Source organism: Aeromicrobium stalagmiti (assembly GCF_013283745.1).
Classification (GTDB): domain Bacteria; phylum Actinomycetota; class Actinomycetes; order Propionibacteriales; family Nocardioidaceae; genus Aeromicrobium; species Aeromicrobium stalagmiti.
This window is the reverse complement of sequence record NZ_JABSTZ010000001.1, coordinates 1,240,196-1,254,415: the sequence shown is the minus strand read 5'-3', so window position 1 is coordinate 1,254,415 and position 14,220 is coordinate 1,240,196. Positions and strand designations below refer to the sequence as shown.

The 14,220-nt window shown below is 71.1% G+C and carries 13 protein-coding genes and 1 pseudogene; 2 read left to right on the top strand and 12 right to left on the bottom strand.

Translation table 11 applies throughout. The features are described from left to right. Window positions 1–74: 74 nt before the first annotated feature. Complete coding sequence (locus HQK15_RS06140) at window positions 75–1,358, bottom strand: adenylosuccinate synthase (RefSeq protein ID WP_173490500.1); 1,284 nt, start codon at window positions 1,356–1,358, stop codon at window positions 75–77. A 109-nt stretch (window positions 1,359–1,467) separates the two neighbouring features. Further along, a complete protein-coding gene (locus tag HQK15_RS06135; RefSeq protein ID WP_173490499.1) occupies window positions 1,468–2,001 on the bottom strand; it encodes a CGNR zinc finger domain-containing protein in 534 nt (177 codons plus the stop codon). A 39-nt stretch (window positions 2,002–2,040) separates the two neighbouring features. On the opposite strand from HQK15_RS06135, the gene HQK15_RS06130 reads away from it, so the two are divergent. Both HQK15_RS06130 and HQK15_RS06125 read left to right on the top strand, forming a co-directional pair. Next, the gene (locus HQK15_RS06130; RefSeq protein ID WP_173490498.1) at window positions 2,041–3,009 is read left to right on the top strand and encodes an EamA family transporter; all 969 of its coding nucleotides are present in this window, start codon (window positions 2,041–2,043) and stop codon (window positions 3,007–3,009) included. A 12-nt stretch (window positions 3,010–3,021) separates the two neighbouring features. After that, window positions 3,022–3,912 (top strand): diacylglycerol/lipid kinase family protein, encoded by an 891-nt coding sequence (locus HQK15_RS06125; RefSeq protein WP_173490497.1) that lies wholly within the window; start codon window positions 3,022–3,024, stop codon window positions 3,910–3,912. A 12-nt stretch (window positions 3,913–3,924) separates the two neighbouring features. On the opposite strand, the gene HQK15_RS19060 is transcribed toward HQK15_RS06125, so the two are convergent. The 10 genes and pseudogenes from HQK15_RS19060 to HQK15_RS06075 all read right to left on the bottom strand — a co-directional run bounded on the left by HQK15_RS19060 (window position 3,925) and on the right by HQK15_RS06075 (window position 14,029). After that, entirely contained in the window at window positions 3,925–4,866 is a 942-nt protein-coding gene (locus HQK15_RS19060; RefSeq protein WP_173490496.1) for a DUF389 domain-containing protein, read from the bottom strand. A gap of 28 nt (window positions 4,867–4,894) precedes the next feature. Beyond that, on the bottom strand, window positions 4,895–5,308 hold the full coding sequence (locus HQK15_RS06115) for a DUF3151 domain-containing protein (protein ID WP_173490495.1): 414 nt from the start codon (window positions 5,306–5,308) through the stop codon (window positions 4,895–4,897). A gap of 128 nt (window positions 5,309–5,436) precedes the next feature. Beyond that, entirely contained in the window at window positions 5,437–6,456 is a 1,020-nt protein-coding gene (fbaA, locus tag HQK15_RS06110) for a class II fructose-bisphosphate aldolase (protein ID WP_173490494.1), read from the bottom strand. Between the two features lie 76 nt (window positions 6,457–6,532). Continuing rightward, window positions 6,533–7,897, bottom strand: coding sequence for an FAD-dependent oxidoreductase (locus HQK15_RS06105; RefSeq protein ID WP_173490493.1), 1,365 nt, complete (start codon window positions 7,895–7,897; stop codon window positions 6,533–6,535). Window positions 7,898–7,951: 54 nt separating this feature from the next. Then, a complete protein-coding gene (locus HQK15_RS06100; RefSeq protein WP_173490492.1) occupies window positions 7,952–8,569 on the bottom strand; it encodes a TrmH family RNA methyltransferase in 618 nt (205 codons plus the stop codon). Beyond that, a complete protein-coding gene (gene pyrE, locus HQK15_RS06095) occupies window positions 8,566–9,213 on the bottom strand; it encodes an orotate phosphoribosyltransferase (protein WP_173490491.1) in 648 nt (215 codons plus the stop codon). The genes HQK15_RS06100 and pyrE overlap by 4 nt, the downstream gene beginning before the upstream one ends. A gap of 4 nt (window positions 9,214–9,217) precedes the next feature. After that, window positions 9,218–9,928, bottom strand: coding sequence for a sortase domain-containing protein (locus tag HQK15_RS06090; RefSeq protein ID WP_173490490.1), 711 nt, complete (start codon window positions 9,926–9,928; stop codon window positions 9,218–9,220). 210 nt (window positions 9,929–10,138) lie between these two features. After that, window positions 10,139–11,308 (bottom strand): annotated as a pseudogene (locus tag HQK15_RS06085) (MFS transporter); the annotation flags it as partial. 19 nt (window positions 11,309–11,327) lie between these two features. After that, window positions 11,328–12,581, bottom strand: a complete 1,254-nt coding sequence (locus HQK15_RS06080; protein WP_173490488.1) for a DUF1501 domain-containing protein — start codon at window positions 12,579–12,581, stop codon at window positions 11,328–11,330. Continuing rightward, window positions 12,578–14,029, bottom strand: coding sequence for a DUF1800 domain-containing protein (locus tag HQK15_RS06075; RefSeq protein WP_217361353.1), 1,452 nt, complete (start codon window positions 14,027–14,029; stop codon window positions 12,578–12,580). Before HQK15_RS06075 ends, HQK15_RS06080 begins: the two co-directional genes overlap by 4 nt. Between the last annotated feature and the right edge of the window lie 191 nt (window positions 14,030–14,220).

Genomic DNA, 14,220 nt, shown 5'->3' with positions numbered 1-14,220 from the left:
AAGGAGTCACCAAAGGGCAGGACAAATGGCCCTAACGAGCTGCGAAATGGTTCGTTCGGACTACAGGGCGCCCCTCAGAGCAGGTCGTGCCGCTCGATCGACTGCTCGCGGTCGGGCCCGACGCCGATCGTCGAGATGCGTGCGCCCGACATGCCCTCGAGCGCCAGCACGTAGTCCTGCGCGTTCTGCGGCAGGTCCTCGAACGTGCGCGCGCCGGAGATGTCCTCGGACCAGCCGGGGAAGTACTCGTAGATCGGCTTGGCGTGGTGGAACCCGGTCTGCGTCATCGGCATCTCGTCGACCCGCTCGCCGTCGACGTCATACGCGACGCACACCGGGATCTGCTCCCAGCCGGTCAGCACGTCGAGCTTGGTCAGGACGAAGTCGGTGACACCGTTGATGCGCGCGGCGTAGCGAGCGATCGGCGCGTCGTACCAGCCGCAGCGACGCGGGCGGCCCGTCGTCGTGCCGAACTCGGCGCCGTTGGTGCGCAGCTGCTCACCGTCGGCGTCGAACAGCTCGGTCGGGAAGGGCCCCTCGCCGACGCGGGTGGCGTAGGCCTTGACGATGCCGATGACGCGGGTGATCTCGGTGGGCGCGATGCCCGAGCCGGTGCACGCGCCGCCGGTCGTCGCCGACGAGGACGTCACGAAGGGGTAGGTGCCGTGGTCGACGTCGAGCAGCGTGGCCTGGCCGGCCTCGAGCAGGACGGTCTTGTCGGCCTTGAGCGCGTCGTGCAGCAGCAGCGGGGTGTCGGCGACCATGGGGCGGAGGCGGTCGACGTACGACAGCAGCTCCTCGACGATCTCGTCGACCTCGACCGCGCGACGGTTGTAGATCTTGGTGAGGATCTGGTTCTTGAGGTCGAGGGCGCCCTCGACCTTCTGGCGCAGGATCTTCTCGTCGAAGAGGTCCTGGATGCGGATGCCGAGGCGGTTCATCTTGTCGGCGTAGGTCGGGCCGATGCCGCGGCCCGTCGTGCCGATCTTGCGGCTGCCGAGGAAGCGCTCGGCGACCTTGTCCATCGTCCTGTTGTAGTCGGCGATGACGTGCGCGTTGGCGCTGACCACGAGCTTGGACGTGTCGATGCCGCGCTCGTTGAGCCCGTCGATCTCCTCGAACAGCACCTTGAGGTCGACGACGACGCCGTTGCCGATGACGGGCACGCAGCCGGGGCTGAGGATGCCGCTGGGCAGCAGGTGCAGGGCGTACTTCTGGTCGCCGATGACGACCGTGTGCCCGGCGTTGTTGCCGCCGTTGAACTTCACCACGTAGTCGACCCGGCTACCCAGGATGTCCGTGGCCTTGCCCTTGCCTTCGTCGCCCCACTGGGCTCCGACGATGACGACTGCGGGCATGGGATGCACCACCCTCACACATGCGACAAGCCCCGTTCTCGCGGGGCTCTTACCGGCCAAGCCTAGCGGAATTCACGCTCCGCGTGGCATCTGTGTCCGCGCGGGCGGGTCACCCGGACTGACGGGCGCGGTAGGCGGCGACGGCGGCCCGGTTGCTGCACGCCGTGCTGCAGAAGCGACGGGACCGGTTGCGCGACAGGTCGAGGACGAGGCCGTCGCACGTCTCGTCGGCACACACGTCGAGCCGCGAGAGCTCGTCGGCCCGGATCACGTCGACCATCGCCATGGCCGACTCGACCTCGACCCGCTCGGCCAGCGGCCGGTCGTCGGACACGGCGTGCAGGTGCCAGTCGAGCGGGTCGTGCCGGACCAGCTGGGGCAGGGCGTGCGTGCGGCGCAGCATCTCGTTGACGAGGTCGACGGCCTCGTCGCGCGAGCTCGTCAGGAGCTGGCGCAGGAGCGGGCGGAGGTCACGCATCTCGGCGAGCTCGGCGTCGTCGCGGTCGATCCGGCCGGTGTAGCCGTGATCGTCGTAGAACGCCACGACGTCGGCGACCTGCGCGAGCGAGTCGGGCTCCTGCCCGGAGTTGACCAGCCCCACGGCAGCCAGCAGCGCCAGCTCGGTGTCATGAGCGAAGACCATGTTGACACCTTACATGCGGTCGCCGTACTGTCACATGTCATGGCCACCTTGACTCATGACACGACGCTGCCCCCGTCGCGTGTCGCCTCCGGCACCGGCTTCGCGCTCGCGGCGGCCGGATCGTTCGCCCTGTCGGGCCCCCTGGCCAAGGGACTCATCACCGCGGGCTGGACACCGGGCGCCGCTGTCACCGCTCGGGTGCTCGTCGCCGCCGCGGTCCTCGTCATCCCCGCGCTCGTGACGCTGCGCGGCCGCTGGCACCTGGTGCGCCGCAACGCCGGGCTGATCATCGCCTACGGCCTCATCGCCGTGGCCGGGTGCCAGCTCGCCTACTTCAACGCCGTCGACCGCATGCAGGTCGGCATCGCGCTGCTCATCGAGTTCACCTGCCCCGTCGCCGTCATCGGCTGGATGTGGCTGCGGCACGGGCAGCGCCCCGGGCGGCTCACCGTGGTCGGCGCGCTTGCCGCGGTCGCGGGCCTCGTCCTCGTGCTCGACCTCTTGTCAGGCGCAGAGCTCGACGGGATCGGCGTCGTGTGGGCGCTCGGCTCGATGGTCTGCGCGGCGTTCTACTGGGTCATCTCCGCCGACGAGGACAACGGCCTGCCGGGCCTCGTGCTCGCCGCCGGCGGCCTGCTGCTCGGCGGCGTGGTGCTGCTCGCGGCCGGGCTGGTCGGCGTCATCCCGCTGGCCGCGACCCGCGCCGACGTCGTCCTGCGCGGCACGGCGTTCCCGTGGTGGCTCACGGTGCTGGTGCTCGGGTCCGTCACGGCCGGCCTGGCGTACGTCCTGGGCATCGCGGGCACCCGTCGCCTGGGGTCACGGCTCGCGGCCTTCGTCGGGCTGTCCGAGGCCGTCGCCGGAGTGGTGTTCGCCTGGCTGCTGCTGGCGGAGACGCCCCGGTCGGTCCAGCTGATCGGCGGCGCACTGATCCTGGTCGGCGTCGTGGTCGTCCGCCTGGGTGAGCCGCAGGTCGAGGATCCGCCGCCGGTCCCCTCCACCCCGTAGTCTGGCGGCTCCATGAAGAGCCTCCTCGCGATCGCCAATGCCGATGCCGGCACCGCCGACGACACCGTCACCGACCAGGTCGTCGCCGTCCTGCGCGACGCGTTCGACGTCGAGCTGGTCCACACCTCCAGCCCCGACGACCTGTCCTCCGCTCTCGCGGACCGACCGGGCCTCGACGCCGTGGCGGTGCTCGGCGGCGACGGGAGCCTGCACGCGGTCGTGGCGGCGCTGCACGAGGCGGGCAGGCTCGACTCCGTGACGGTCGGGCTCGTGCCCCTCGGCACGGGCAACGACTTCGCGGCGACGCTGGAGCTGCCGGGCGACGCGGTCGAAGCGGCCCGCGTGATCGCGGCCGGCAGCACCCGCCCGATCGACCTCATCGTCGACGGCACCGACGCCGTCGTCGTCAACGCCGCCCACATCGGGATCGGTGCGGAGGCCGCCGCCGCTGCCCGTCCGTGGAAGAAGGCCCTCGGGCCCGTCGGCTACGCCGTCGGCGCCGCCCTCACCGGGCTCAAGGGCCTGACCACGCCGGGGGCACGTCTGACGATCACCGTCGACGGCCGGGCCCTCACCCGCAAGGAGCCCGTCATCCAGGTCGCGGTCGGCAACGGCCGGTTCGTCGGGGGCGGCGCACCTCTGCTGCCCCAGGCCGACCCGTCCGACGGCCGGCTCGACGTGTCGGTGTCCTACACCGAGTCACCGCGGCGCCGCATCGCCTATGCGTTCAGCGTCCGCCGCGGCGAGCACCACCGGCGCGACGACGTCGTCTACCTGCGAGGCACCGAGGTCGAGGTGCGGGGCGACGCCTTGCGCTGCACCAGTGACGGCGAGCTCACGTCGGCGTCACCGCACTACCGCTGGAGCCTGCGGCCCGCCGCGATGACGATGTACGTGCCGTAGGCCCGAGCGCCCTCACGCTCCGGCGGATCTCCTCCGGCCGGCAAGGCGACGCCACAGCAACGACTGCACGGCCAGGGTCACGGTGCCGGCGAGGAGCAGCCCGGCGAGGTTGATCGCGAGCTGCAGCCCCGATGCCGCAGCCTCGCCCCAGGCACCGACCGCCAGCGTCAGTCCCGCCGTCGCGACGGCCGGCACGGTCGTGATCGAGATGAAGACACCCACCAGCGCCGACGACCGCGACGCCGTCAGCGACAGCACGCCGACGCACCCGGCCAGGAGCGCCACCACGAACGACCAGATGTCGGGCTTGACGATGAACTCGGTCAGGTCGCCGGTCGTCGCCTGCACCGTGTCGAGCCCGCCGAGGACGTGGGCCACCGACCAGACGGCCCACGACACGACCAGCGCGACGCCGAAGCCCGCCGTCAGCGTGCCGAGTGCCGGACCGGCCAGCCCTGGTCGTCGCCGGGCGATCGCCAGGCAGATCGCCGCCACGGGAGCGAACTCCGGACCCACGACCATCGCGCCGATGATGAGGATCGGCTGGTCGAGGTAGCGCCCCACGCCGGCGATCAGGCAGGCGATGGTCAGGAAGACGAAGAACGACCAGGAGCCCGCGGCCGAGCGACGGGCCTGGCTCTCCACCTGGGCCCACACCACGCCGTCCGAGGGGTGACCCGGGGCACTGGCCTCGGCCGCGTCGGCCGCTGCGGACATCACGGCCAGCGGCTCCGAGATCGAGATCGAGCCGACCCGGTCGACCCCCAGCTCGTGCAAGCGACGGACCACCACGTCCGCGCCCTCGCGCGCGACGTGGAACGCCAGCAGGTCTCCCGCACCGGCCACCGCGGCCCCGCGGACCAGGACGAGGTCGACGACCGCGGGATCGACCTTCAGGCAGTCGACGACCCGGTCGCAGACCTCGGCCGACGCCACGACCTGGACGTGGAGCACCGTCGCCTCCTCCCCCGGGTCCCGGTCGTCAGCCCTTCGGGGCGACGAGCGCGGCGTACGCCTCGGGGCTCGACTCGTGCAGGAACTCGCGGCAGCGGTGGGCCTCGCCGTCGTCGCCGAGACGCTCCGACGCGTCGGCCAGCGCGGCCAGCGAGCGCAGGAACGCGCGGTTGGGCTCGTGCTCCCACGGCAGGGGGCCGTGGCCCTTCCAGCCGTTGCGGCGCAGCAGGTCGAGCGAGCGGTGGTATCCCGTCCGGACGAAGGCATAGCCCTCGAGGTCACGTCCCTCCGCCAGGGCCAGCTCGGCCAGGGTCACCCAGGCGAGAGCGGAGTCAGGGTGCAGCGACGCCACCGACTGGGGGCTGTCGCCGGCGGCGAGCTCGGCGGCTCCCGGGTCCTCGGGCAGCAGGGTGGCGGGCGGTTCACCGAAGAGGTTCGTCATGGCGCCCATCCTGTCACCCGTCGCCGAGGCACCACTCCCCGCAGCAGGCAGACACCTCCCGAGGGAGATTTCCCTCGGGAGGTGTCTGCTTGCTCAGGGACCGTGGTGAACCGGCGGCCGGGGCTGGATCAGAGCGAGGTGCCGGCGCTCCGCAGCGCGGTGCAGGCCTCGGCGACGCGAGCCGCCATGCCGGCCTCGGCGACCTTGCCCCACGCACGGGGGTCGTAGTGCTTCTTGTTGCCGACCTCGCCGTCGACCTTCAGCACGCCCTCGTGGTTGGACATCATCCAGCTGGCGATGGGCCGCGTGAACGCGTACTGGGTGTCGGTGTCGACGTTCATCTTGACGACGCCGTAGTCGACCGCGGCCGAGATCTCCTCGGGCAGCGAGCCCGAGCCGCCGTGGAAGACCAGGTCGAACGGCGACTCCTTGCCGTACGTGGCGGCGACCGCCTCCTGCGCCTCCTTGAGGATCTCGGGACGGAGCGTGACGTTGCCCGGCTTGTAGACGCCGTGGACGTTGCCGAACGTCAGGGCCGTCAGGTAGCGGCCCTTCTCGCCGAGCCCGAGCGCCGCCGCGGTCGCGAGCGCGTCCTCGGGGGTCGTGTAGAGGTGCTCGCCCATGCCGCCCTCGACACCGTCCTCCTCGCCGCCGACGATGCCGATCTCGACCTCGAGGATGATCTGCGCGGCAGCGGCGGCAGCCAGCAGCTCCTGCGCGATGTCGAGGTTCTCGTGCAGCGGGACGGCCGAGCCGTCCCACATGTGCGACTGGAAGTAGGGCAGGCCACCGGCGTTGACCCGCTCCTGCGAGGCGGCGATCAGCGGACGGACGAAGCCGTCGAGCTTGTCCTTGGGGCAGTGGTCGGTGTGCAGCGCGACGTTGACAGGGTACTTCTTGGCGACCTCCTCGGCGAACGCGGCGAACGCCAGCGAGCCGGAGACCATGTTCTTGACGGTCGGGCCGGAGAAGTACTCGGCGCCGCCGGTCGAGACCTGGATGATGCCGTCGCTCTCGGCCTCGGCGAATCCCGCGAGGGCGGCGTTGAGGGTCTGCGACGACGAGACGTTGATGGCCGGGTAGGCGAAGGACTCGCTCTTGGCCTTGTCGAGCATCGCGGCGTAGACCTCGGGTGTGGCGACGGGCATGACGATCTCCTGTGGACGGGGTGGCAGTCGCAGCCAGTATTCCAGCCTCGCCGAACAGCGGTCGACGACCCCGCTCTCAGCCCGCGAGCGCCTTGACGGCGGCCCGAGCCGCGACCTGGATCGGGCTCCACACCGACGAGAACGGCGGCGCGTACGCCAGGTCGAGCATCACGACGTCGTCGACGGTCATGCCGGTCGCCAGCGCCGTCGCCGCGACGTCGATCCGCAGAGCCGCGTCCTCGGCCCCGACGATCTGGGCTCCCAGCAGGCGCCGGCTCGAGCGATCGGCCACGGCGATCACGGTCATGGTGCCGGGGTGCGGCATGTAGCCGGCGAAGTTGGTCGTCTCGATCGAGGCGACCACGGGGTCGAAGCCGGCCTCGCGGGCCTGCCGCTCGCCGAGGCCCGTGCGGGAGATCTCGAGCGAGCAGAACTTGGTGATCGCCGTCTGGACGACACCGGGGAAGGCGAGCCGCGGCTCCTCGCCGAGCAGGTCGGCCGAGATGCTGTCACCGGCGACCATGCCCTGCTTGTTGGCGTGGGTGCCGAGCGGGATGTGGATGAGCTCGCCGGTCACCCGATCGAGAGTGGCGACGCAGTCGCCGGCGGCGAAGATCTCCGGGAAGCCGTCGACCCGCTGACGGTCGTCGACGACGATGCCGCCCTTCGGCCCGGTCGGCAGCCCGGCGTCGGCGGCCAGCGACGACCGCGCCGAGACGCCGAGGCCCAGGATCACCAGGTCAGCCGCGATCGTCCCGTCGTCGGTCTCGACCGCGCTGACCCGGCCCGAGTCGTCGAGCGCGAAGCCGGTGACGCCGACTCCCGCGCGCAGGTGGATGCCGCGCGCCCGCATCGCGTCGGCGACCTGGTCGCCCAGCGCTGCCTCGATGATCGGCATGACGGTCGGGCTCTTCTCGACCACCGTGGTGTCGAAGCCACGGGCGACGCACGCCTCGGCCATCTCCAGGCCGATGTAGCCGCTGCCCACCACCACGACGTGCCGTGGGCCGCGCTCGAGCTCGTCGAGGATCACCTGGCCGTCGTCGAGGGACTGGACGCCGTGGATGCCGTCGCCGTCGATGCCCGGCAGGTCGGGGCGGATCGGCTCGGCCCCGGTCGCGATGACCAGCCGGTCGTACGTGAGCGGCTCGCTGCCGGCGACGGAGACCGTGCGTGCCGCCGGGTCGATCGCGGTGGCCTCGGCGCCGAGCCGCAGGTCGATGCCGTTCTTGCGGTGCGCGTCGGGGGTCCGGGCGACCAGCGCGTCGGCGGACTCGACCTCACCGGCCACCCAGTAGGGGATGCCGCAGGCGGAGTAGGACGTCCACGTGCCGCGCTCCAGCACGACGACCTCGTCGTCGTCCGGCAGGCGGCGGCGGACCGCCGAGGCCACCGTCATGCCTGCAGCGTCGCCGCCGATGACCACTACCCGTCTGCTCATGCGTCCGAGCCTACGGTCGCCCGCCCCACGGGGCACGGTGCCGCCCGCCGACGGTCAGAGCTCGGCGTGCTGCCTGATCCAGGCGTGCATCGCGATCGCGGCCGCCGCGCCGGCGTTGATCGACCGCGTCGAGCCGAACTGGGCGATCGACAGCGTCCGCCGGCACGCCGCGCGCGCCTCGTCGGACAGTCCCGGGCCCTCCTGCCCGAAGACGAGCACGCAGGCGGACGGCAGGTCGGTGGTCTCGATCGGCACCGAGTCGTCGACGTTGTCGATGCCGATCACCTCGAGACCGGCCTCGGCGCACCAGGCCGCGAAGACCTCGACGCTCTCGTGGTGTCGCACGTGCTGGTAGCGGTCGGTCACCATCGCCCCGCGCCGGTTCCAGCGCCGCCGCCCGACGATGTGCACCTCGGCGACCGCGAAGGCATTGGCCGTCCGGACGATCGAGCCGATGTTGAAGTCGTGCTGCCAGTTCTCGATCGCGACGTGCAACGGGTGACGGTGCAGGTCGAGGTCGGCGACGATCGCCTCGAGCGTCCAGTAGCGGTAGCGGTCGACGACGTTGCGCCGGTCGCCGTCGCGCAGCAGGTCGGGGTCGTAGTGGTCACCGACCGGCCAGTCCCCCTGCCACGGGCCGAGGCCGACGGGCAGGGGCTCCGGCTCGGTCATGACGCGATGCCGAACTCCTCGCGGTATCCGCGGATCGCGCCCAGGTGCTCGGCGTGGCGCCCCGTCTCCTCGACGTACTCGATGATCTGGTCGAACGAGATGATCGAGATGACCGGGACGCCGAAGTCGCGCTCGACCTCCTGGATCGCCGACAGCTCGCCGCGGCCCCGCTCCTGACGGTCGACCGCCACGACGATGCCCGCGACGGTGGCGTCGGCCCCGGCGACGATCTCCATGACCTCGCGGATCGCGGTGCCGGCGGTGATGACGTCGTCGACCACGAGGACACGACCGGCCAGCGGCGAGCCCACGATCAGGCCGCCCTCGCCGTGGGCCTTGGCCTCCTTGCGGTTGAAGCACCACGGCACGTCACGGTCGTGGAGCGCCGAGAGCTGCACCGCGGCGGCGGAAGCGATCGGGATGCCCTTGTAGGCCGGGCCCATCAGCAGGTCGAAGTCGACGCCGCTGTCGACGATCGCGTCGGCGTAGAAGCGTCCGAGCCCCGCGAGCCGGGCGCCGGTGTTGAACAGCCCGGCGTTGAAGAAGTAGGGAGAGGTGCGCCCTGACTTGAGGGTGAACTCGCCGAAGCGCAGCACCTCGTGGTCGAGGGCGAGCTCGATGAACTCGCGCTGGTAGTCCTGCATGTCCTCAGTCCGTCGGAGTGGGGGCGGTGGTCTTGCTGTCCGCGTCCGTCTTGGTGTTGTCCTTGGTCTTCTTGACCGTCTTGACCAGGTCGCCGAGCACGACGCTGCGGTTGCGCGTGTGGAAGAGCTCCGAGCACGTCAGCATCGTCAGCACCGGACGCGTCTGGACCTCGCCGCGTGCGTCGGGGTCCGGGACGTCCCACAGCGGCCACGACGTCGTGAAGTCGACCGTGATCGAGGTGCCGGAGTTGCGCAGCTTGTAGGTGTAGATCGCGGTGCGGGTCTCGACCACGACCTTGTCGCCCCGCTTGAGCTTCGGGAACTTGGCGAACGGCTCGCCGTGGGTCACGCGGTGCCCGGCGATCACGAAGTTGCCGATCTGCCCCGGCTTGGCCGAGTTGGTGTCCCACCCGACGCCGCGGGCCAGGGCACCGTCGTCGACGCCCTTGACGATCGGGGCCTCGAAGTCGTCACCGAAGCGCTTGACCCGCAGCAGCCCGATCGCGTCGCTGTCGATGCCCTTGCCCCAGTCGATCTTGAGAGTCTGCTTGATCTCGGCCTGCTGGCGCTTGGAGACGATGTTGGTGCCGAAGTACTGCCAGGCGAACCAGACGAGCACGCCCAGACCGGCCAGGATCATGGCAAGGCCGAAGGCGGTCACGATGCGTCGCCAGGGGCCGCGGCCGGTGGGAGCCGGCAGGTGGGCTGCGGTCATGACAGAGATTGTCGCACTCGCGCCGAGGGCCGGTCAGGTGGTCGCCCAAGAAGCAGATGAGAAATTTGGCGAAAACGGCCACACGCCTTGGTCGGTCGCGTAGCATTCTTGGTGCAGGGTCAAAGTGCCTCACAGCCGTTGGCGCCTGTTGTCGGCCCACCGTTTCACCCCCCGAGAACGGTGGGCCGACTTATGCCCTCTGGTCCTCGATCAGACGCCCGCGACGTCGTCCGCCGTGCGGAACGCCCGCGTGAACAGCAGCACCGCCGGCACCAGCACGAGCGGGATGACGAACGCCCAGCGCAGGTGGTCGGCCGAGGCGGCCGCGCCGATCAGGCCGCCGCCGAGGATCGCGCCCAGGTAGTTGGCGATGTTCATGCGCGCGATCGCGACGTCGAGCGACCGGGCCGGCACCGCACCGGCGAGCGCGGCGAACGCCAGCGGCGCGAGGATCGCGAGCCCGAGGCCCACGACGAAGAAGCCGACGATCGCCATCTCCGGCGCAGCCGCGGCGACGACCACGGCGAGCCCGACGACTCCGGTCGTGGTGCCGATGCCGACCACCGCCTGAGCTCCGATGCGGCGCACGAGCAGGTCACCGCCGAACCGTGAGACGAGCGCGCCGGCCTGGTAGGCGCCGTAGGCCAGCGGAGCGACCGACGTCGAGGCGTCGAGGGCGTCCTCGAGGTAGACGCTGCTCCAGGTGAGGATGCCCGTGTCGCAGGCGTAGAAGAGCAGCACGACCAGCCCGAAGACCAGCACCGGACGCCACGGCAGGTCGAGACCCTTGGCCGAGAGTCCCGGGTCACGTTCCTGGGCGGCGATGAACAAGGGCGACGCCACGAGCGTCACCAGCCAGGTCGCGACGGCGACGAGCACCAGCGACAGGGCGAACGGCAGGTCGACCTCGGCCACCCCCGCGGCGTACAGCGCACCGAGGATGCCGCCGACCGACCAGAGCCCGTGGAAGCTCGCCATGATGCTGGTGCCGTAGGCGCCCTGCACCCGCACACCCTGCATGTTCATGCCAGCGTCGACCGCACCGACGCCGAGGCCGTAGACCACGAAGGCCGCCACGAGGAGCGGCAGTGTCGGCGCCACGCCGACGAGGAGCGCGCCGAGGCCGATCGCGAGGAGCGCGAGCCGGAAGGCCACCGCGCTGGTCCGACGCTCCGCGATCATGCCCGCGGCCACGCTGCCGACGCCCGAGACCACCGCGACCAGCACGAGGATGCCGGTCAGGCCGCCGTCGCCGATGTCGAAGCGGTCCTTGATGCGCGGCGCCTGGGTCACGATCGCGGCGAACACCAGCCCCTGCAGGAAGAATCCCGCACCCACCGCGATGCGCGTACGCCTCAGCTCGGTCACCTGCGACATCGTAGGGCCGCGACGGGTCCGCTCAGCCCATGAAGCCGAGCGGGTCGTAGGAGACCCCCGGGAAGACCTTCGAGGTGTCGACCGCCGGGAACCGCGAGCGGAGGATCTCCGTCAGGACGCTGCGGTAGTCGGTCGTCACCGCGAGGTCGCCGTCGACCTGCTTGCCGATGCCGAGACCCGGCCACCGGGAGTAGTACTGGCCGCCCTTGACCCCGGCCCCCAGGGCGAGCACCGCGTTGCCGTAGCCGTGGTCGACTCCCGCCGACCCGTTCTCTTGCAGCCGCCGTCCGAACTCGCTCATCGTGACGACCGTGACACGACCCGCGTCGGCGCCGAGGTCGAGGAAGAACGCCGCCAGGCACTGGGCCAGGTCCTTGATCGAGTCGTCGACCCGCCACCTGAGGTCGACGTGGTGGTCCCAGCCGCCCGCATCAACGGCGACCGCCTTGACCCCGACCTTGGAGCGGATGAGTCCGGCCGTGGTGCGCAACGCCGACCCCAGCGACGAGTACTTCGGATAGACAGCGCCACCCTGCGGCCCGTCGCCGACCGTGCTGTCGATCATGGCCGCCCGCTCGGCCAGCGCCAGGGCGTTGACCCCCGCAGCACCGATCTGACCGCCGTAGGCGGAGTACTGCCGCGCCAGGCCCGACCGGACCCGCTCCTTCAGGACGGCGTCGGACCTGAAGGGCAGGGCGAGGTCGCCGAACTCGACGGTCGACAGGGTCGGCGCCTTGCCGGCCAACGCGGTCGGCGTGATCGTCGAGCCGATCTGGATGCCGTCGAAGACGTCGGGCGAGGCCGCCAGGCCCGCGATCATCCGGTTGATCCACCCGACCCGGGCCGAGCTGCCCGGATCGGCGTCCTCGATCAGCTCCATGGCGTCGAAGTGGCTGCGGTTGGGCGTGGCCATCCCCACGGCGTGGAGCCCCGCGAGCCGCCCCTGCTGCCACAGGGAGCCCAGCGGGGCGAACGCCGGATGCAGGCCGAACGTGTCGTCCGCGTCCTGGAGCCGGCTCCGCTCGATGCCTGTCGTCGGCCTGGCCGAGTAGTAGGCCGGCTCTGCGTGCGGGACGATCATCGACAGGCCGTCGGCACCGCCTCGCAGCGACACCACGACGAGGACGTTGGCGTCGCCGGCACCGTAGACCGTCGAGGTCAGCACGTCGCCGACCATCGAGGTGGCGACGCCGGCCATCGACGCGAGCCCCGCCGCCTTCAGCAGGGAGCGACGGCTCACGCCGTAGTCGTCGCAGCCGCAGTCGTCGTGGATCATCGCAGCATCCCCTCGGGAGCGTTGAGGACCGCGCCCCGCACGACGGTCCACCGCCAGTCCGTCACGGCGGCGACGGACGCCACCTGGAAGGTCACCGGCACGTCGAGCGCATTGGCGACCGACTGGCGCAGGGCGGTGGTCGCCGGACGACCGAGGAGCATCCGCGACTGGTGGTCGACGATCTGGCCGATCGTGAGCGGCCACCGGGTCGGCAGGAGGTTCTTGACCGCCGGGCGCGACAGCTCGGTCGAGCCCCACCAGTTGCCGGCGAGGTTGTAGTGCATGTCCCACGTGCGGAGCACCCGGGCCGGCGAGGTCCACGTCGAGGAGGTCTCGGGGAACCCGTCGGGCCGTGGCCACTCGAACTGGCGCTGTCCCATGCTGTTGCTCATCCAGATGACGTGCTGCGCGAACGAGGAGCCCCGCGTGGAGTCGGTCGGTCGCATCCCGAGCACCCGAGCGGCGTTGACGACGTCCTCGATCGGCGTGCGGACCTTCTTGCGCTTCGACGCCTGGAAGTCGGGGTGACGCACCATGGCCCGCAGCGTCGCCCTGATGTCGGTGTCGGAACGTCGATAGGCCTTCTGCACCGCGCTGACGATCGACGACGACGGCGTGTCGGACACGAAGCGGACGCACAGCCGCTTGGCGATCCGATAGGCCGTCGAGGGGTGGCGCGCGAGGTAGTCGAGGTAGGCGTTGACCGCGGCGCGTCCGTCCTTCGCGGAGTTGCTGTGGCGGAACCCCAGCACCGAGATCGGACCGACGTAGTGGTCGTCGGGCGAGTAGGACGCGGCGAAGTCCTCGAAGACCCGCACCCGGAAGCCCGTGAGCAGTCGCGCGGAGCTCTTGACGTCGTTCTCGTCGTAGCCCGCCGGACGGCCGACGGTGTAGAGCTCGAGCAGCTCGCGGCCGAGGTTCTCGTTGATCCCGTCCTTGGTGTTGGACGAGTTGTTGAGCCAGCCCGACATCGCGGGGTGCACGACCGCCGCGCGCAGCATCGCGCGATAGCTGCCGAGGGCGTGCTTGCGGATCACCTGGTCGTAGGAGAAGCGCCACGGGAACGAGCGGTCCTCGCCGGCGGGGATGTAGAGCAGGTTGGACCAGAAGTCGGTCATGACCTCGTGGACCTGGCGGCGGGCGACGATCTTGCGCGCCATCGTGTAGCAGGAGAAGTCGAAGCCGTAGTCCCAGGCGCTGCGCTGCTGGGTCTTGACCCGGTTCCACGCCGCGGCGGGCGAGTCGGCGAGCCGGGGGTACCAGCCGGCGACGGCCGTGGCCCGCGGGTCGCTGATCCTGCTCCACGCCATCTGCTTCTCCAGCCAGGAGCTCCAGCTCGAGGCGGCGCGCAGCTCGGTCGCGACCTGCTCGCTCACGCCGAACGTGAAGCGGTTGCCGACGTGCTGGCGCGACGACGGCAGCACGGCGGGTGCCACCGAGGCGGACATGCGTGCACTGCTCACGGGGCTCCCTCCGTGCAGTCTCCTTCTCGACCACGCGCGCCTGGTACACCTGCGGGACTCCCGACCCGTCGGCATGACAGCGCGTGGGCTGACGTCACCCCATCGTAGGGCCGCGAGGGCCCCGGCGTGGCGGTTCCGGCAGGACGCATCGGCCGGCCGGCGTGGCTAGGCTCGGG